14 protein-coding genes and 2 pseudogenes are annotated in these 18,636 nt (G+C 67.5%); 9 read left to right on the top strand and 7 right to left on the bottom strand.

Annotation, left to right across the window (positions count from 1 at the left end):
• Positions 1-15 precede the first annotated feature (15 nt).
• From K8Z49_RS37065 to K8Z49_RS37040, 6 genes are all read left to right on the top strand, one after another.
• The gene (locus K8Z49_RS37065; protein ID WP_024934980.1) at positions 16-1,245 is read left to right on the top strand and encodes an FxsB family cyclophane-forming radical SAM/SPASM peptide maturase; all 1,230 of its coding nucleotides are present in this window, start codon (positions 16-18) and stop codon (positions 1,243-1,245) included.
• Between the two features lie 683 nt (positions 1,246-1,928).
• The gene (locus K8Z49_RS37060) at positions 1,929-3,080 is read left to right on the top strand and encodes an aKG-HExxH-type peptide beta-hydroxylase (protein WP_412516348.1); all 1,152 of its coding nucleotides are present in this window, start codon (positions 1,929-1,931) and stop codon (positions 3,078-3,080) included.
• Positions 3,073-4,113: a UbiA family prenyltransferase gene (locus K8Z49_RS37055; RefSeq protein ID WP_152563942.1), complete on the top strand. Its 1,041-nt coding sequence runs from the start codon at positions 3,073-3,075 to the stop codon at positions 4,111-4,113. Before K8Z49_RS37060 ends, K8Z49_RS37055 begins: the two co-directional genes overlap by 8 nt.
• A gap of 11 nt (positions 4,114-4,124) precedes the next feature.
• Positions 4,125-5,219, top strand: coding sequence for a polyprenyl synthetase family protein (locus K8Z49_RS37050; RefSeq protein ID WP_021595854.1), 1,095 nt, complete (start codon positions 4,125-4,127; stop codon positions 5,217-5,219).
• 9 nt (positions 5,220-5,228) lie between these two features.
• Positions 5,229-6,188: an ATP-binding cassette domain-containing protein gene (locus tag K8Z49_RS37045; RefSeq protein WP_412516347.1), complete on the top strand. Its 960-nt coding sequence runs from the start codon at positions 5,229-5,231 to the stop codon at positions 6,186-6,188.
• Complete coding sequence (locus K8Z49_RS37040; protein ID WP_412516346.1) at positions 6,185-7,012, top strand: ABC transporter permease; 828 nt, start codon at positions 6,185-6,187, stop codon at positions 7,010-7,012. Before K8Z49_RS37045 ends, K8Z49_RS37040 begins: the two co-directional genes overlap by 4 nt.
• Before the next feature lie 290 nt (positions 7,013-7,302).
• Here the strand turns inward: K8Z49_RS37040 and K8Z49_RS37035 are convergent, their stop codons facing one another.
• Positions 7,303-8,028: a DUF2637 domain-containing protein gene (locus tag K8Z49_RS37035; RefSeq protein WP_081842516.1), complete on the bottom strand. Its 726-nt coding sequence runs from the start codon at positions 8,026-8,028 to the stop codon at positions 7,303-7,305.
• A gap of 186 nt (positions 8,029-8,214) precedes the next feature.
• A pseudogene (locus tag K8Z49_RS37030) lies at positions 8,215-9,409 on the bottom strand (IS110 family transposase).
• Positions 9,410-9,614: 205 nt separating this feature from the next.
• Here K8Z49_RS37030 and K8Z49_RS37025 point away from each other — a divergent pair.
• From K8Z49_RS37025 to K8Z49_RS37015, 3 genes and pseudogenes are all read left to right on the top strand, one after another.
• Positions 9,615-10,383: pseudogene (locus tag K8Z49_RS37025) on the top strand (transposase family protein).
• Between the two features lie 539 nt (positions 10,384-10,922).
• On the top strand, positions 10,923-11,102 hold the full coding sequence (locus tag K8Z49_RS37020; RefSeq protein WP_412516345.1) for a hypothetical protein: 180 nt from the start codon (positions 10,923-10,925) through the stop codon (positions 11,100-11,102).
• Positions 11,103-11,244: 142 nt separating this feature from the next.
• A complete protein-coding gene (locus K8Z49_RS37015) occupies positions 11,245-12,819 on the top strand; it encodes a serine/threonine-protein kinase (protein WP_412516344.1) in 1,575 nt (524 codons plus the stop codon).
• 25 nt (positions 12,820-12,844) lie between these two features.
• Here K8Z49_RS37015 and K8Z49_RS37010 read toward each other — a convergent pair whose 3' ends face one another.
• The 5 genes from K8Z49_RS37010 to K8Z49_RS36990 are packed head-to-tail and all read right to left on the bottom strand — an operon-like array spanning position 12,845 to position 18,609.
• Complete coding sequence (locus K8Z49_RS37010; protein ID WP_412516343.1) at positions 12,845-14,221, bottom strand: MmgE/PrpD family protein; 1,377 nt, start codon at positions 14,219-14,221, stop codon at positions 12,845-12,847.
• Positions 14,218-15,351 carry an N-methyl-L-tryptophan oxidase gene (solA, locus tag K8Z49_RS37005; protein ID WP_412516342.1) on the bottom strand — a complete coding sequence of 378 codons (1,134 nt, stop codon included), beginning with the start codon at positions 15,349-15,351 and terminating at the stop codon, positions 14,218-14,220. Before solA ends, K8Z49_RS37010 begins: the two co-directional genes overlap by 4 nt.
• A gap of 20 nt (positions 15,352-15,371) precedes the next feature.
• Positions 15,372-16,577: an amidohydrolase family protein gene (locus K8Z49_RS37000; RefSeq protein ID WP_412516341.1), complete on the bottom strand. Its 1,206-nt coding sequence runs from the start codon at positions 16,575-16,577 to the stop codon at positions 15,372-15,374.
• The gene (locus K8Z49_RS36995) at positions 16,574-17,950 is read right to left on the bottom strand and encodes an MFS transporter (protein ID WP_021597151.1); all 1,377 of its coding nucleotides are present in this window, start codon (positions 17,948-17,950) and stop codon (positions 16,574-16,576) included. The genes K8Z49_RS37000 and K8Z49_RS36995 overlap by 4 nt, the downstream gene beginning before the upstream one ends.
• Entirely contained in the window at positions 17,947-18,609 is a 663-nt protein-coding gene (locus K8Z49_RS36990) for a helix-turn-helix domain-containing protein (RefSeq protein WP_021597150.1), read from the bottom strand. The genes K8Z49_RS36995 and K8Z49_RS36990 overlap by 4 nt, the downstream gene beginning before the upstream one ends.
• Positions 18,610-18,636 lie beyond the last annotated feature (27 nt).

Below are 18,636 nucleotides of genomic sequence, written 5' to 3'. Positions count from 1 at the left end.
CACGGAGGTGCGCCAGTGCGAGGCCCAGCCACGGAATCGCGGCCATCACCATCAGGCCACTGGCCGGACGATCTTCTAGATGTTCGGTCGCTACGTGCGCAAGGATGGCAGGCCGTCCCCTTCCGGCAGTTCATCGTGAAGTTGCATGAGCGATGCAATCTTGCGTGCGACTACTGCTACATGTACGAGCTCGCTGATCAGAGCTGGCGGCAGCGGTCGGTGAACATGAGCCGGAAGACGCTGGCCGCGACAGCGGCCCGCATAGCTGAGCACGCGCGGACGCATCGACTCCCCTCCGTGCAGGTGGTCCTGCACGGAGGGGAGCCTCTCCTGGTCGGTTCGGACATGTTGGACTACACCGCTCGCACGCTGCGCGCGGCAGTGAGGTCGGACACCGACGTCGACCTGCGGATCCAGACGAACGGAACGCTCCTCAACGAGGAGATCCTGCGAATCTTGAGCCGCCACCGAATACGGGTTGGTGTCAGCCTTGACGGCGACGACGACGCTAACGACCGTCACCGGAGATATCGCAATGGCCAGGGTAGCTATCAGGCCGTATCCCGAGGGTTGGAACTGCTGAACCAGTCGCAGTTTCGCGAACTCTTCTCCGGTCTACTATGCACCATCGACGTCCGTAACGACCCCATCGCCGCATATGAAGGACTCGCGGCATTCGAGCCGCCGATCATCGATTTCCTGTTGCCGCATGGAAATTGGACTGAGCGACCACCGAACCTGCCTGATGGCGCCGGCACCCCGTACGCGGACTGGCTGATCACCATCTTTGACAAGTGGTACGAATCGCCGCCACCCCGGCCCGGGATAAGGACATTCCAGAGCCTGATAGGGCTGCTTCTGAAGCGCCCGGCAAGTTCTGAGACGTTCGGAGTTGAACCGGTGACCCTGGTCGTGATCGAGACCGACGGGGAACTCCAGCAGGTGGATTCGCTCAAGTCCGCATTTCAAGGTGCGCCGAGCACGAATTTGAATGTGCGAGATAACCCGCTCGACGATGCGCTGGAACATCCCGCAATCGTGGCGAGGCAGCTTGGCGTAGAGGGTCTCGCAGATACATGCCAAGCGTGTCGTTTCCGTGACGTTTGTGGCGGTGGCCTCTACACCCATCGATATCGGGAGGGCGTCGGCTTCCTTAATCCGTCGGTCTACTGCACGGACTTGATGAAGCTCATTACTCACATCCACGACAGGGTCCTTAGGGACCTTGTGGCTGCGAGAAGGTGAAGCGGATGAACGAAAGCCTCATAACTTCCGGGGACCTGGAATCGCTGGCTCGTGGTTTCGCTGCCCCGGGAACGATCAAGCGGCTGCGCTCCGCTCGGGCAACGAAGACCCTGCTTGGCTTGCGAGTACTCCTGGAGCGTGCACCGAGCACTCTCGAGGGGATGGTCTGCGATCACCTATGGGAGAGTTACTCGACACTCGCCAGGATTCAGAGGAGCAGCCCCGAGCTGGTTGCCTGGTATCTGAGCCGCCCGCACACGGGTGCTTGGGTGACGCAATGCCTCCGGTTGTTAGACAGGGGACCAGGAAACTTCGATCCGGAAAACCCGACCCCATGGCTGTATCTGGGTTCGGTTGCCGCCGCAGCCGCAATCGATGCGCGGGAGACGTCCCATGTCGTAGCTCCAATGTGTCAGGGTGCCGTGCGCCTGCCCTCGGTAGGTAGGGGTGCAACTTAGCGACAGCCACCGCTCGGGAACCGCCTCGGTTGATGTGACGCCAGAGGAGACTTCCATTAGGGGCGGCAGCGGCGCGGTCAGTATCCCGACCTCTGCGCCGTCGGAACTCGCATCGTTCATCGAGGTCCGGCGAGTCCGGATCGGCCGCGAGAGCATTCTAGACGTCGAACTCGACGAAGAGTTTCAGTACGGACTGCTCAGCGATACCTATCCGAAGGGCGCGAGTTGGTCGGCAGGCTCGACGAGCCAGGCTATGAGTTGTGGCACAGATCCCTGGAAGCGGCATGGGAGCTTCTGGAATCCCACCATCGTGAACATGCCGAGGCCATCGCCATCGGATTGCGGAGCATCGTGCCGCTGCGAACTCCCCGTCACGGGACCCAGAGTTTTACCTCGGATGCCGCATTCGGCGCGATCGCCACGTCACGTCCGTCGGATCCGCATGTTCTGGCCGTCACGCTCGTTCATGAGTTCCAGCACGCCAAGCTCTCTGTGATTCTGGATGCGGCCCGCTTGTACCGTGGCGGAGCAGACGACCTATTCTACGCACCGTGGCGCGATGATCCCCGCCCGCTAGGCCCCTTCCTCCACGGAATCTACGCCCATCTCGGTGTGGCCCAGTTCTGGAATGCACACCGACGGGCCGTTGGCGCTTCCGACGCCGTCTTGGCTAACGTGGAACTCGCACGCTGGCGTGATCAGACATGGCAGGCGGTGAGCCAACTGGATGCGTACCCTTACCTAACTGAGGCGGGCAGGGCCTTTGTCGACGGCATCAAGGGCGCGCTGCGTACACTGCTGGATCAGCCTATCGACCAGAATGCCAAGGAGCACGCCGAATGGGCCGCCGCTGACCACCGAGTGTCGTGGCGGCTACGCAATAGGCGGCTGAGTGCGGATATCGCGGCTAAGCTAGCTGCTGAGTGGATCGCGAGATTCGATGCACCGACAGTAAGGCACGTCGACATCGAAGAGGTGAACCCGCCCCGCACCGCCGATCCTTCAACACGCCTCAGACTTCTTTATGACCGGTTGAAGGGATCTCCCGACGGCCAAGGGGGAACCGAGCCTGACACCTGTTATGTGAACGGCGACTTTCGGGCAGCTTCCGCTGGTTATCGGCACAAGGTGACGGACCGAGCGGACGACTTCGGCGCGTGGGCTGGCCTCGTTCTTTCCGAAGCCCGCACGCACCACGGTACGGCGCGCGACGTGCTCCTCCATATACCCGAAGTCGTCGTCGACGTCTACCGGCGGCTGCCCGCAGACGTGACGGCTTCCCTTCCCCAACTCGCGGTATGGCTGCGAGCTGTGGAAGAAGCTCGGCCGGGACACCAACCGGCTGACAACTCGAAGTCGGCCTGTGTCGATGCCTGATACCGTCCGCTGGTTGCATGTCAAAGCACTGCAGCTGGAAGCGTCGCTATGGATGGGCCGCGTTCACCTGCAAGGTCTGCTCATGTTCATCTTCATGGGCTGGTGGGCCGGAGCGGCACCTGGTGAGTCCGCCAGCCTTGTGCCGCTAGCCGGGTTGTGCGCCTTCGTCGTCCTCGGATCCGCCGCCATGCAGATCGTGAACGACCTCGGTGATATTGAGGGCGATCGAGTCACGGCCCCGTACCTACCGCTGCCAGCAGGCCTGCTGACTCAGCGGGCGGCAGGGCTCGCCGCCTGCGGCTATCTGGGTGCGGGGTCTTTCGTTCTGTGGTGGACCCTCCCGCACTGGCGATGGTTTGTCGTTGTGCTCGCCATGGTCGCGGCGTCCCTGGCTGCCTTTCGGCTCTACTCCGCGGTGAAGCCTCTGGGAGTGATCACTTCGGTCATCATCGCCTTCCCCATGGGTTTCCCGCTGATCTGGGCATGGCTGGTCGCTGGTCACCATGACACCGGGCTGTTCGCCGTACTGCTGGCCTACACGACGATCACCTTTGTCAGCGGCAACATCATCACCGCCCTGCACGACGTCGACTTGGACGAACAAGCCGGCAACCGGTCCTACCCCGTACGCGTTGGCGCGCCTGCGGCCTTCCGGTTCATGATCAGAATGGTGCTGTCCAGCTGGCTCCTTGTCCTCATCATCTTCGCCCTCGCCGACCAGGCGATCTACGGGCTTCCCTTTGCGTTCGCCAGCCTGGCCCTTCTCGCCGTGTCGTATCAGAGTGTCCTGAAAACCCTGGCCGAGCAGGACAGAGGCCGCCTCCGGCGCATCGATGACCTCGGTCCGATCAAGATCAGCGATCAACTCCGACACGCGGCGGTCCTGGCTGCGCTCGCCCCTGACGTATCCCTGGCCACATTCACGCTGATCCAAGTGGTCGCCTGGACGGGTCACTACCTCTACCGCCGCAGGGTGGTCCGCGGCGGGATCAGGCGATCCCTCCAAGGGCTCCAAGCGATGTCCGCTTCCTGAAAGGAGTGCGCATGTTGGAGGAACCGTTCGCCTCAACCCTGAGTGGGCTGCGGCTCCGCACGGCCGAGGTCATCAACAACTTTGTGCTGGAGCGAGGAGCGCGGATACACGACATGGTGGGCGACGGCGACGCAGGCTCGCTCTGGCCAAAGGTGATAGCAAATCTTGAGGACTTCCTTCAAGGCGGCAAGAGACTGAGGGCTGCCTTCTGCCACTGGGGCTGGTGTGGCGCCGGTGGCGCGCCGGAGGACGACGGGATCGTCAGGGCCGGGGCGGCATTGGAGTTATTGCACGCCTTTGCTCTCATCCACGATGACATCATGGATGGCAGCCAGATACGACGCGGTTCCCCAACCATGCATCGAAGTTATGTGGACCTGCATGCTTCGTCCGGTTGCCGCGGTTCGTCGGATGAGTTCGGAGTCGCCGTAGCGATCCTTCTGGGTGATCTGTGTCTAGGCTGGTTCCATGAACTCCTGGACGAGGCTACTGAGTCGAGAAGCCGTGCGGCCTTCGCCAGACGGCTGATGGCAGAGATGTTCACGGAACTGTTCGCTGGCCAGTACCTTGACGTCCTGGCGCAAGCTGGCTGGTCGTGCTCGGTGCATGAGGCCCGGAGGATTGTTCTCTACAAGACGACTAAATACACCGTTGAAAGGCCGCTGCACTTGGGCGGCATCCTCGCTGGGGCAGATCCTGCGCTCCTCCGTGGCTACAGCGCCTACGCACTTCCGCTAGGCGAGGCGTTCCAGCTTCGCGACGATCTGCTGGGTGCTTTCGGGGATCCCGCGCTTACTGGCAAACCAGCGGCCGACGATCTCCGTCTAGGCAAGGCCACGGTGCTGTTGTGCCTGGCGCAGGAGCGCGCGTCCGCCGCTCAAGCGAAGGAGCTACAAGATCTGCTCCGGTGTCCGAACGTTGACGATGCCGGGATACAGGGCCTCCGCCGGTTGCTTACTGAGACCGGCGCCGTGGCCGCCACCGAGGAACGGATTGGCGAGCTGACCAGGACGGCGAAGCAGCGGCTCAATGACATCCCACTCACGCCGTCCGTACACGACGCCTTGCTGAGCCTCGCCTCCTATGCCAGTCACCGGGATCGCTGAGTGGCGCCGATGGAGCTCGGCCAGGAATCGATGGTCGTTGCCGAGGGCCTCTGCAAGGACTACCGGACGACGCCGGACGCGCTCGCCGGAGTAAGCCTTTCCATTCCGAGGGGAACGGTGATGGGGCTGCTCGGATCGAACGGTGCCGGAAAGACAACTCTTATGCGTGTGCTGACGACACAGCTAACGCCCGATTCGGGACGCGCGACCGTGGCCGGATTTGACATAATCCGTCAGCCGCACGAGATCCGCCGCCGGATCGGTGTGTCCGGTCAATACACTGCGCTCGACGACCAGCTCACCGGCAGGGAAAACGTGGAGTTGTTCGGCAGGCTCGCGCGTGTGGGTCGAAGAGAACTGGTTGAGCGTGCTGGGCAACTGTTGGAGAGATTCGAACTCGGCCCAATCGCCGACCACCGGGTCCGTACCTATTCAGGCGGTACGCGTCGCAGGCTCGACCTGGCCATCTGCACCATCGCCCAGCCGCAGGTGCTGTTCCTCGATGAACCGACGGCGGGCCTGGATCCGCGTGGCCGCCTGCTGTTGTGGGCGTTCGTCCGCGAACTTGTCGCCGACGGCGTGACCGTTCTGCTGACCAGCCAATACCTCGGAGAGATCGACGCGCTCGCGCACCAGGTCGCCGTCATCGATCGCGGCAGGGTCATCGCGGAGGGCACCCCGGACGGGCTCAAAAGACAAGTAGGCGGGGAACGGCTTGAAGTAACACTGGTCCATCCGGCAGACATCTCCACAGCGCTGAAGGCCGTCTTCCCTTATACCGTCGGACGACCGAATATCGACGCCTCCCGTAGTCGCATCTCCGTGGGACTCGATGGCGGCGTCAAGACTGCCGCGGCGGCTATCCATGCCCTGGCCACAGTCCATGTCGAGGTATCTCAGTTCGCGCTGCGAAGTCCCTCGCTAGAGGAGGCCTTCTTCGACCTCACCGAACAGGACTGCCGTTCATGACCCCCAAACCTGCCCGACTCCAGTGGGACGACCGACTCTTGGCCGCGATGGGTGACGTAACCGCCGTAGTCGGCCGTCGTGTCCACCACTTGCAGAGAGCTCCGGGAACAGTCCTTAGCGTCTCACTGAATCCGCTAATCATGATCTTCTCTGTCGGATATCTCTTCCGGGACTCTATCACGGTCCCCGGCAGCGGTAACTATTCAGAGTTCATCATGGCAGGAATAGCGGTCCAGGTAGGCCTGTCGAGTGTCTCTCCGGCGTCCCTGGGCGTAGCACTCGATCTCGACCGAGGAGTGACCGAGCGGATGCGCACCCTACCTGCATCCAGGGTCGCCCTCCTTTTTGGATACGCGCTCGCTGAATCAATCCTCGCAGCGCTGGGTCTGTCAATCGTCATGACCGTTGGCCTGCTCATGGGATGGCGATCTCACGAAGGTTTCCTGTCCACAGTCGCAGGTCTCCTCCTGATAATGGCGTTCACCTACACAATGGTCTGGGTGGGTGTTGCCATGGGGCTGCTGGTGCGTAATCCTGAAAGTCTCGGCCCGCTGTGTGTGCTCATACTGATATTCTTCTCCTTTCTCTCCAACAGTTTTTTGGCCGTTCAGGAGATGCCGGCGTGGGCACGCTTCATCGCGGAATGGAATCCGGTGAGTGCCGTTGTCAATCTTTGTCGCCAATTATGGGGAAACCCAGTCACTGATACCACGAGCTTTCCGGCCCGGAATGCAGACCTGGTCGCAGCGGTCTCGCTCACAGCAATCCTTATTCTCGCAATTCTGGTCGCCACACATGCATACTGCAGAGCGCTCAGTCGCTGATCTCAAGCACGTATGTCCCATTCACATCGCGCCCGCCGAACCGTCCTCGCGATGTCACCGTGCTCGCTGGTGGACTCTGTCGGGGATCTGGGCGGCGGAAATTCATTTTAATGGGTGATTGGGCCTCGGCCAACGTGGCCGGAATGACCTGGAGCCGTCCGGCACCGGCGGGCCGGCGCCGGACGCGACGGCATCCCTCGCGCGGATCGGCCGCGATTCACCAGGTGCCCGGGGAAGCGGTTTGCAGGTGGCACCGATAGGCTCGATGTGGCTATGGGCTGGCTATGGGACTAAGGCGGCCGGTTGCTCCGGCCTGTTTGACCAGTCGCCCCAACGTTCGCGGCGCCCGAAACGCTCCGCGAGCGTCTTTTCCGAAGGAAGATCCCACGCCGCTGTGCGGTTGGCCAGCGCCCACTGTCATGCCTGGCGTTGCAGCCCCGAGACCGGCCGGCCGTGTCACGGAAGGCCCCTTTCGCTTCTCCGGAATCCTCACCCGCTGGGAACTTTTCTGCGCCCCGTAGAAAGTTTGCAGCGCCACTCGTCTGAGCGTCGTAGAAACCGTCCGGAGAATTCCCATGGGTCGTAAGAGCTTCGTATGAACCAACCTCTTCCGCTGCGAACCGCTCCTGACCTGGCGCATCAAGAGGCTCATACGCACCGATCAGAGCACAGCTCGGCCAGGCGGCAATCAGCCGTCCGACCAGGGAAGGCTCGGCGACGGCGACGTTGGCCGCCAGGCTCGCGGCGCTGCCCAGCACCAGCAGCGTCCATGGCAGCAGCCTGCTGCTACGGCCCTGCCGCGAGTCGACCAGCAGCGACATCGAGGCCACCACGATCATCCCGTCCACACTGACCGATAGCAGCGCCGCCGTCCAGGAAGTCTCTCCGTCCTGCAGCACCAGCTGATACATGTGCTTATAGGAAATCACCGCAGCGATCCCGGCCAGCACGATGACGCTGACCGTGGAGGCCGACCGGATCACCTGGTCTGCGTGGGAAGGCTTCGCGTTCGCCATGACCGCTCAGCCCTCCGGCCCTTCGACCAGGGCGGAAACATTGAACGTTTTCCACCAGCGCCCTGTGACGGGTGATCACAGCATGATCGCGGACAGTGTGGCGTGCCCTGAAACATGAAGAAGCCCTGGTAGGACGGGTGATCTCTCACAACCCCCGTCCCCCACTTATGGCATCTCAATGTCCTGTCAAGCGGCCACTGTCGGTGGGACTGCTGTGTAGCGGCGGCGGTCTTTCGACATGGCCCAGAGGACATCGACTCGGCGGCGTGCGAGGCTGAGGACGGCCTGGACGTGGGATTTCCCTTCGTCTCGTTTCCTGCGGTAGTACTCCTGTGAGGGGCCGGGTCTGGACATGGCCGTCTGGGCTGATAGGTAGAAGATCCTGCACAGACGTCGGTCGTAGTGAGCGGGGCGGTGCAGGTTGTTGAGCCGCCGCCCCGAGTCGTTGGGCACGGGGGCGATCCCGGCGTGGGCCGCGAGGTGCCCTGCGTTGCGATAGCTCGACAGGTCCCCGGTCCGCGCGATGAGCTCGGCGGTCAGAAGTGGTCCCATGCCCGGCAACGACTGGATGATCTCGGCGGTCTCGTCTCCAGCGAGGACCTCAGTGATCTCCGCGTCGAGCTGCTTGACGCGTTCGTCCAGGTCGAGGATCTGCTGGGCGAGGTCCGCGACGAGCCTGGCGGCCCGAGCCTCGCCGGGCAGGATCGTCTGCTGCGCACGACCGGCCATGACCGCGCGTTCGGCGATATCGGCCGCGGAGCGTACCTTGCGGCGCACCAGCCAGTCGGTCAGCCGCTTCACCCCGATGCGGCGCAACGCGGCAGGCGTCTGGAAGCCGGTCAACAGCACCAGGCCGGTCCGGGACTTGTACTCGAATTCGCGTTCCAGGGCCGGGCAGATGCCGACCAGCAGTTCACGGAGACGGTTGATCATGCGGACCCGATGGCTGGCCAGGTCGCGACGGCAGGAGGTGAGGAGTGCGAGCTCGTGAATCGTCTCTGGCGAGGTCGTGATCAGCCGGGACCCGGACCGCATCCGGGCGACGTCGGCGATGACCTGGGCGTCTTTGGCGTCGGTCTTGCCCTCGCCCGCGAACGCCCCTGCCATGCGGTTCACCGTCCGGCCGGGCACGTACACCACCTGCTGGCCATGGCTCACCAGCAGGGCCAAGAGCAGCGCCGACAACCGACTTGAGATGTCGACCGCCCACCGGACCTCGCCGGCCCATTCGCAAGCTGCGGCGACCATGGCCAGGATCGCTTCTTCGGTCGTTGGCGACCTTTCGGGACAGCAGTCGCCGACCCTCGTGGTCGACGGCCACCGCCCAGTGGTGGGCCTTGCCGACATCGACTCCGACCCAGACTCGCTGGACTCTCAACAGGGGGTTCCTTCCCACGTCAGGCTATGCCTCTGTGGTCCAAGGAACGCCCCGCCGACGAAGCCATAAACAGCGATGATCCGCAGCTCTCAATCAGTGGCCGAAGCGTCCAGGGGGCGGGCGGCCTTGCCTCTCAAGCCATCAACGGCAGCTTCACATAAGCCACACCCGGCCCCTTTGGACCACCACCCCATTGTTATGGCCTCACATGCTTTTCTATCGTTCTTCGCTGCCGTTGTCGCCTCAGACCTTGCGATACGTGACCGGAGTCGTCGGCCGCCACCGCAAGCAGACCCGGAGCAAGGGCCGGGCCCTACCAGCGGGCATGCAGGCGCTGATGACCCTGGCCTACCTGAAGAACGGGGAAACCTTCGCGCAGCCCGGCGCCGGTTTCGGTGTCGGAACCACCACCGCCTGGCGCTACGTCAACGAGACGGTGACGCTGCTGCCGGCCCGATCCCCCAAGCTCAAACGAGCGCTGGCCAAGGCCGCAACGGACGGCCTGCTCTACCTGGTCCTGGACGGCACGCTCATCCCGATCGACCGGGTGAAGGCCGATCGGCCCTTCTACTCCGGAAAACACAAAAAGCACGGCATGAACCTGCAGGTCCTCGCCGGACGGAACCATCGTGTGGGTGTCGGGAGCGCTGCCCGGCTCCGTCCACGACCTCAAGGCTGCCCGGATCTGGGGCCTGGTCCACGAACTGGCCGCCTCCGGACTCCTGGTCCTGGCCGACAAGGGCTACGCCGGCGCCGGCCCGCACATCAAGACGCCCTACAAGGGCAAGAACAAGCCCGAGCCCTGCAAGGACGCCAACCGTTCCCACACCAGGCTCCGCGGACCGGGCGAACGAGCCAACGCCCAGCTCAAGAGCTGGAACATCCTGACCAACCTACGCTGCTGCCCCCACCGAGCCGGTCACCTGGCCAAGGCCATCCACGTCCTTCAGAACCGCGAGCTCAATGCAGCACGTTGAAAAAGGCTCAGTATGTTGGCCATGAGTTTATCGGATCGGCTCCTCGAAGGGGGAGCCGATCTATCCAGCATGGGCGGCTGTTCCAGCGCCGCCCGGATCGTCTCGGTGATCAACTCCAGGACGGGTGAGGTCCCGCTCGGCGGCCGGCACGTGCGCGGAGTCGGTGCGCCGACGGCCCCTCCGCTTCACAGCCACGGGCACGTCGATCACGTCGGTGGGACGGCGCCCTTCGACGCGGAGGAGATGCGGCCGACCGTCGTCGCGCGCGAGGCCATCGCCGCCCGCTTCGACCGCTATCGCGCCACCGCCGGATACAACTCCCGGATCAATCAGCGGCAGTTCACCGCGCCGGGACTCACCTGGCCCACCGAGTACCGCTACCCGGACCGCACCTACCGCGACCGCGTGACGCTGCGCCGCGGCGAGCTCACCTTCGAGCTGGAGCACGCGCGCGGCGAGACCGACGACCACACCCGGGTTTGGGTGCCGGAACTGGTCGACCGGGCGTTGGACGACACCGCGCGGCTGCTGGAGACGCTGTGCCGGCAGACCCACGGGGCGGGACCCTGCTGTCGCTGCTGGAGCTCAGGTTCACCCGCCCCGGCCTGGACGGCGATGAGGCCGCCGCGAACCTGGCCGAGATGGTCCTGCGCATGCTGGGGCTCCCACCGGACGACGCACGCGAAGTCGCCCGGAGGCCACTGCCCGACCTCCCCTAGCCCGAGCGGCTCACCGCGGCACCCCCTCGGCCCCTCCGTTGCAGCGGTTTTCGGTTGGTCGTGGGCTTCTGGGTGGCCGCGAGTTGGATAGGTTTGCCTCGAGGCCGTCGCCTGATTCGTTCGCCAGAGAAGGGTTTGCCCTGTGCAGGAGCAGACACGGCGGACGAAACTGCCCAGCAGGAGCGAGCCGCTCCGGCCCGGCGACCCGTCGGCCATCGGGGCGTACGCGCTGGTCGGGCGGCTGGGCGAGGGCGGCATGGGCGCCGTCTACCTGGGCCGGGACGGCGGCGGACGGTATGTCGCGATCAAGGTGATCCGCTCCGAGCTGTCGTCCGACGAGGGTTTCCGGGCCCGCTTCCGGGACGAGGTGAGCAACGCCCAGCGGGTGGCCTCGTTCTGCACGGCGAAGGTGCTGGACCACGGCGAGGACGGCGGGCGGCCGTACCTGGTCACCGAGTACGTGGACGGCACCCCGCTGGACGAGTACATCGAGAACGGCGGGCCGCTGCCGGACGGCACCCTGAACGGCGTCGCGGTGGGGGTGGCGGCGGCGCTGACCGCGATCCACGCGGCCGGGCTGATCCACCGGGACCTCAAGCCGCCCAACGTGATGCTGTCGGTGTCGGGGCCGCGGGTGATCGACTTCGGTATCGCCCGGGCCGCCGACGCGGTGTCGGGGCACACCCAGGCGGGGTTCGTCGTCGGCACCCCGGGGTGGATGGCGCCCGAGCAGGTGCTGCTCGGCGACGTGTCCACGGCGGCGGACGTCTTCGCGTGGGGCTGCCTGGTGGCCTTCGCCGGGACCGGACGCCACCCGCACGGCTCGGGCACGGTCATGACGATGGCGGCCCGCGCCGAGAACGGCGAGCATGACCTGACCGGCCTGGCCGAGCCGCTGCGGGCGCTGGTCGAGCGCGCCCTGGACCCCGACCCCGCGCGCCGTCCGGAAGCCCAGGAGCTGTTGCTGGAACTGGTCTCCGGGGGCGCGGTGCCCCCGGAGTCGCCCGGCGCGGCACAGGCCGCGGTCGACGCCGAGCTGACCCGGACCTGGCGGGCCGAGGCGCTGCCCCCGCCCTGGATCCCGCCGTCCCCGCCGCAGGGCGTCCAGGCGCCGACGCGGGCCTACGAGCCGAGCCCGCCGCCGCGGCCGATGCCGCCGCCCCCTCCAGGCCCGTGGCCGCAGCCTCCGGTGCCGGCCCCGGCGCCCCCGCAGCGGCGGCGCGGCCGGGGCTGCATGGGCTGCCTGATCGCCGTCCTGGTGGTGGCCGCGATGCTCGTCACCGCGGTGGTGGTGGCGTACCGCTACTTCCAGCCCGTCGACGGGCAGCAGAACAAGCCCGCCAAGGACGGCCAGTTCACCTTCGTGGCGTCGGCGGTCTCCTGCGGCGTCTCCGTGCGCGGCATGCAGCCCTACACCGGCAACAAGCTGTGCCGCGTCAAGATCACCGTGACCAACACCGGAACCAAGACCCGCACACTCTCCGCGGACCGGCAGAAGCTGTACGACCACGGTGAGGAGGCGCACACCGCCCGGAGAATGTTGAAGGGCAGCGTCGCCGATGTGCGCAACACCTCCTCGGCCAAGGTGCTGACTCCGGGGGCCAAGTTCTCCGGCCAGCTGATCTTCGAGATCGTCTCCTCGGCGCGGCCGGTCTCCGTGGTCCTGCACGACGCCCCTCTCAGCAAGGGCGTCCGCATCCCCGCCAGGTCCTCCTGAGCAACCCGGTTTTCGTGGGCCGTGGTCAGCCCGGGAGGATCGCCGTGATGTCGGTGACCTGGTCGAGGTGGAGTATCCCGTCGATCAGCTTCTCGGTGACCTCGCGGCCCCAGGCGGGTTCGAGCAGGGCCGTGCACTTGGCCAGCAGGTCGTCGTCGGTGAACGGGTCGGCGGGGGTGCCCCAGACGGGGTCGGTCACCGTCGCCTCGACGGCCTCGCCTCCGCGGCGGCGGCACACGACACGCGACGGCATGTGACCGTCGTGGAACGGCGCGTCCATCTTCTCGTCGTGGTGGACGGTGATCCTGGAGGCGACGTCGAGGATCGTCGGGTCGGTGAGGTCCGGCTCGGTCAGCCCTCGCGCCGGCGACCGCTCCGCCAGTTCGAGGGCGAGGAGATAGGGCAGGCTGAACTGGGCGTCGACGATGTCCTCTGGCGCCGGGTCGGTGAAGTTGGACGCCAGTTCCCGGAAGGTGTGGACCTCGACGCGCTCGACGTCCGGCAGCGCGGGCAGCTCGCCGCCGCGCCGGAGCCGCCTGACGCAGTCGAGGGCGGAGTGCGTCCAGCGGCACGACGCGTAGGGCTTGACCTGTGTCGCCCCGAGACGGAACTCGCGGCCGAGGCCGCTGGTCAGGAGGCCGGGGTCCCATCGGTCCGAGCCCGCCATCAGCCAGAAGCCGTGTTCGCCGTCCAGCACCGTCCGGCTGCTCCGGAACCCGTCGCGGGCCAGCAACGCGCCGAGGACGCCCCCCATGGCGGCCCACCCGTAGTTGTTCTTCGTCCAGGACGGCGGCCGGTCCTCCGGCTCAAGGCCGATCTTGCGGACGCTCGGGACGGGGGCGTTGAAGGCGGCGGCGCCGAGGGCGTGGCGGGTGGTCTCGGCGTCGAGCCGGAGCAGGACGGCGGCCGCCGCGGCGGACCCCAGGGTCTGCCAGGGCGCGAACCCCCAGACCTCGCCGAGTCGTTCCGGACTCGGGAAGGCGGCCTCGGCCACCCGGATCGGAACCTCGTACCCGACCGCCACCGCCGCCAGGACGTCGCGTCCGTGGGCCGACAGTTTCTCCCCCAGTGCCAGCGACGGTGCGATGGCCGTGGCCCCGGGATGGAGGAAGGTCCTGTAGGTGTCGTCGAAGTCGAGCGCGTTCGCGCACGCCGCGTTCATGTAGGTGGCGGCCAGCAGCGAGGCGCGCTCGCCCGATCCGAGGACGCGGGCGACCCGCTCGGAGCCGAGACCGGTGACGACGCCGTCCTGGATCCGGGACGCCGCCGTCCGCAGGCCGCCCACGGCATTGGCGATCCCGTCCAGGACGAGCCGTTTCAGGTGCTCGACGGTGGCGGTGTCGAGGTCCTGGAATCGCGTCGCGGCGACGAACCGGGCGATCTCTCCGGTCGCGTCGGTCACCGCCGGCCCCCGGCGAACCGGTCGGGCGCCATGAACGCGATTTCCGGGACGGTCTCGCCGGTGGCGAGGCGCGCGACGGCGTCCCCGACGGCTGGGGCGAGCTTGAAGCCGCGTCCGGAGTAGCCTCCGGCGAGCACGACGTTCGGGAGCCGCTGGTGGCGACCGGTGATGCCGTGGCCGTCACTGGAGTAGAGGTCGGTGAAGCCTGCGGACCTCACCGGGTACGGATGCAGGCCCGTGACGTGGCGGGTCAGCAACTCCGCCATGCTCGCGATCTCGTCCGGGTCGTGGCGCCGTTCGAAGGTGTCCGGATCGTCGATGTCCGACGGCCTGATCCCGCACACCTTCACGGACGCGTGGTCCGCGGTCGGAGCGCCGTAGAGGAAGTCGCCCCCGCTCTGGCGGGTGAAGACGGGGAACACCTCGGGCTCGAAGTCCTGGACGTACGCCGGAGCGAACCAGGACAGCAGGACCCTTTTCGGACGCAGGTGGCGTGCCAGCTCCGGCGGCAACCAAGACGGAGCCCACGAGCCCATGGCGAGGATCGCGATGCGGACCTTCCAGGTCGATCCCGCCGCCTCGATCACGACGCCGTCGCGCCGCGGCTCGACGCGCTCCACCCGGTGGCGGCGGAGGATCCGCGTGCCCAGCGACTCCGCCCGGTCCGCCGCCGCGACCACCGCCTGCTCGCTCCGGAGGAATCCCGCGTCGGGGTCGAAGTAGGCCATATCGTCCTCGGCCAGGACGTGCTGGGGGTACCTGTCGGCCATCTCCGGCCGCCCGAGAGGCAGCAGCTTCAGACCGTGCACCCTCGCCGACTCGGCGACCTGCCGCATCGACGGGTCCTCGCGGCGGCCGATGTTCAGGCTGCCGCACTGGACCAGAAGGTTGGTCGCCGACACCTCCGACAGCTCCCCCCACAACCCGAGGGCCTGCTTCAGCAGCGGGACGTAATGGGCGCCCTCCATGTAGGCGAGGCGGAACAGCCGGGTGTTCCCGCCGGCGGCGCCCAGGTCGTGCCCGGGCGCGTACCGCTCGAACCCGATGGCCTCCACGCCCCGCTCGGCGAGCCGCCACATGGCCATGCTCCCCATCGTCCCGACGCCGATCACCGCGACCTCAGCGTCCATGTCCACGCCCTTCTCGAAGGTCACGCATCGTCGACGACCCGTCCGCCGAGCATCACCAGCGCCACGTCGCGGACGGCGTCGACCTCCGCCGCCGGGTCGCCCCGGTAGGCCACGAGGTCGGCGGGACGTCCCTTGGCCAGCCGGCCGGCGGTGCCGGCGAGCCCGACCACCTCGGCGGCGGCGCCCGTCGCCGCGTGCAGGGCCTCGGCCGGTGACAGGCCGGCCTCGACCATCAGCCGCATCTCCTGGGCCACGGATCCGTGCGGGTTCCCCGGGGCGCCGGAGTCGGTGCCCACCGCGATCGTGACGCCGTTCTCGGCGGCGACGCGGCAGGCCGCCAGCGCCTTCGACCGGATCTCCGCGGCCTTGGCCGCGATGGGCGAGCCGGGCCGGTCCGCGTAGGCGCCGTGGATCGCGTCGAAGACGCACAGCGTCGGGACGAGGGCGACCCCCTGCTCCCGCATCCGCTCCGCGGTGGGCGCGTCCAGCAGCGATCCGTGCTCGATGCTGTCGACGCCCACGTCGAGCAGCATGCCGATCACCTCGGGCGAGTAGGCGTGCGCCGCCACGCGGCACCCCGCCTTGTGCGCCTCCTCGACGGCGACCTCCACCTCGGCGCGCGACAGCTGGGGCTCCTCGGGCCGCTCGTGCTCCCCGTACACCCCGCCGGACGCGATGAGCTTGATGGCGCGGGCACCGCCCTTGATCTCGGACCGGACGGCGGCGCGCACCGCGTCCGGGCCGTCGGCCTCGTGGCAGAGGGACCAGCCGTGCCCACCGGTCATGGCGATCGCGCGGCCGGCGGGGACGACGCGCGGCCCCGGCACGTCCCCGTCCGCGATGGCCTGGGCCAGCGGCACGGAGAGGGCGCCGGTCGCGCCGAGGTCCCGGACGGTGGTCTCGCCCGCCCGCAGGTGCCGCATGGCGTGGGCGGCGGCGCGCAGGACCGTCCGCTCCGGCGCGTCCAGCGCGACCCGGTCCTGGGGAGCGGCGGAGGCGTCCCACACCAGGTGCGTGTGGGTGTCGATGAGCCCCGGCAGCAGCGTGCAGTCGCCGAGGTCGACGTCGGCCGGCCGCCCCGCCGCGCCCGGCCCGGTCTCGACGCTCACGATCATGCCGTCCTCGACGGTGACGGCCACGGGCCCGTCGAGGACGTGGACGCCGTCGAAGGCTCGTGCCGCCCGGAGGGTGACGCCTCGCCCGCCGTTCACCGGGATCGCCGTCATCGGAGTGCCTCCGGAGCGGTGAGGGACGCGCCGTCGCGAAGCCGCGCGGCGCGGTACTCCCGGGGCAGCCATGCCGCGACGACGCCGATCGCGACCAGCGTGACGACCATGGCGTACACCGGCGCCGCGTAGGGGGTACCGGACCTGTCGACGAGAAACGTGGCGACGAACGCGGCCGTCCCGGCGAACACGACGTAGGCGAGGCCGTACGCGACGGCCGAGCCGCTGAACCGGACCCGGGCGGGGAACAGCTCGACCTGGATGAGCGTGTAGGCGACCACCAGCATGCCCTCGCACAGCGCCAGCAGCGACTGGCCGACCAGGGCGGCCGTCCAGGTGCCGAACTCGAAGAGCATGAACGCCGGGATGTTCATCAGCAGGAACCCGGCCATGCCGGCCAGCAGCACGCGCGGCGGGCCGACCCGGTAGAGGTAGATGCCCACGACCGGGGCGAACGCGGCGAGCACCAGTTCGGCGGCGGCCGCCGTGCCGAGCGCCGCGCTGCCCGACAGGCCGACGTGCACCTGCAGGTGGTTGGGGATGTAGGAGAGCATCATGTAGTAGTTCACGCCGTTCGCCGCGGCGGCGAAGAAGAGGATCGTCGCGGCCTTCCAGTGGGTGCGGAGCGCCTCGAAGACCGGCATCCGGCTGATCTGGTTCGACTCCTCGGCGCGCTTGAACGCCCTGGTCTCGCTCAGCCGCAGTCTCATGTAGAGGCCCGACAGCCCCAGCGGCAGCGAGATCAGGAAGGGCACCCGCCACCCCCAGGCGTCCATGGCGCCCTCGCTGAGGACCGCGTTGAGGAGGACGCCGGCGCCGGCGGCGCAGGCGATGCCCAGCCCGACGGTGGAGATGATCGAGCTCGCGTAGAGGCCGCGGCGCCGGAGCGGCGCGTGCTCGACGACGAACGTCGCGGCGCCGTTGAACTCGGCGCCGGCGGACAGGCCCTGCGCGAGCCGGCACACCACCAGCAGCGCCGGCGCCCACAAGCCGACCGAGGCCTGCGTGGGCAGCAGCCCGACGGCGGCGGTCGCCACGGTCATCAGCAGGATGATCGCGGAGAGCGTGCCCCGGCGGCCCAGCCGGTCGCCGAAGTGGCCGAACAGGACGCCGCCGAAGGGCCGGGAGACGAACGCGACCCCCAGCACCGCGAAGGTGCCGAGCAGGTCCGTGACCTGGTCGCCGCTGGCGAAGAAGGCCGCCCCGATCTGGGGCGCCAGGAAGCCGTAGATCGCGAAGTCGTACCACTCCAGGAAGTTGCCGATGCTGGTCGCGGAGAGGACGCGCGTCGTCTCCCCCTTGCGCGCGTGGCCGGTGTCCTGTTCCGCCGGCACGGCGGCGGGTCCGTCCGCGCGGGTCTCGTCTGTGGTCATGACGGCTGTTCCTTTCCGAGGGTGGCGGATCCGTCGCCGGAGCGACGTGGGGCCGCGTCCCGGGCCGCCTCGTTGCGGTCGCCGGCGGCGAGAACGGGCGCGCACAGCCAGTGGATGCGCGAGCGCTCGCTGGTGTGGTTGGAGATCCGGTGGGGGGTCTCCGAGACGTAGGAGATGCTGTCGCCGGCCTTGAGGATGTAGGGGTCGTCTCCGAGCTGGATGGTGACCTCGTGGTGGAGGACGACGACCGTCTCGATGAGCCCGGCGTGCGAGTAGGGGTCGCCCGTGTTGGCCGCCGGGTCGAACGTGGCGTCGTACAGCGCGAGAGGGCTGTGGCTCGACGGTGTGATCAGGTACTTCGTGATGCCCTCGCGGGTGACGAGCGGTTCGCGCGTCGCCATCCGCACCGGCTTGACGGCGGGGTCGGTGGAGGCGAAGAGGTCCGACACGTGGATGTCGAGCACGTCGCACAGCTTCTGGAGGACGGCGACGCTGGCGTTGCTCTTCCCCCGTTCGAGCTGGCTCACGAAGCTGGGGCTGACGCCGGCGGCGAGCGCGGTCTTCCTGACGGACAGGCGGCGCGCCTCCCGGAAGGCCTGCAGGCGGGCACCCACCTGGTGCCGGCCGTCCTGGTCGTCGGCGACGTTCTCGACGGACATCGGACTCCTTCACTCTCACTGGACACG

This window comes from Actinomadura madurae, assembly GCF_047130825.1.
Lineage (GTDB): Bacteria > Actinomycetota > Actinomycetes > Streptosporangiales > Streptosporangiaceae > Spirillospora > Spirillospora madurae.
This window is presented reverse-complemented; position numbering and strand designations above follow the sequence as displayed.

What these genes read in the sequence shown, in the direction of transcription:
- K8Z49_RS37055 (WP_152563942.1), top strand. Translation starts at nt 3,073, where the DNA reads ATGCCTGATACCGTCCGCTGGTTGCATGTCAAAGCACTGCAGCTGGAA.
- K8Z49_RS37050 (WP_021595854.1), top strand. Translation starts at nt 4,125, where the DNA reads ATGTTGGAGGAACCGTTCGCCTCAACCCTGAGTGGGCTGCGGCTCCGC.
- K8Z49_RS37045 (WP_412516347.1), top strand. Translation starts at nt 5,229, where the DNA reads ATGGAGCTCGGCCAGGAATCGATGGTCGTTGCCGAGGGCCTCTGCAAG.
- K8Z49_RS37040 (WP_412516346.1), top strand. Translation starts at nt 6,185, where the DNA reads ATGACCCCCAAACCTGCCCGACTCCAGTGGGACGACCGACTCTTGGCC.
- K8Z49_RS37035 (WP_081842516.1), bottom strand. Translation starts at nt 8,028, where the DNA reads ATGGCGAACGCGAAGCCTTCCCACGCAGACCAGGTGATCCGGTCGGCC.
- solA (WP_412516342.1), bottom strand. Translation starts at nt 15,351, where the DNA reads ATGGACGCTGAGGTCGCGGTGATCGGCGTCGGGACGATGGGGAGCATG.
- K8Z49_RS37000 (WP_412516341.1), bottom strand. Translation starts at nt 16,577, where the DNA reads ATGACGGCGATCCCGGTGAACGGCGGGCGAGGCGTCACCCTCCGGGCG.
- K8Z49_RS36995 (WP_021597151.1), bottom strand. Translation starts at nt 17,950, where the DNA reads ATGACCACAGACGAGACCCGCGCGGACGGACCCGCCGCCGTGCCGGCG.
- K8Z49_RS36990 (WP_021597150.1), bottom strand. Translation starts at nt 18,609, where the DNA reads ATGTCCGTCGAGAACGTCGCCGACGACCAGGACGGCCGGCACCAGGTG.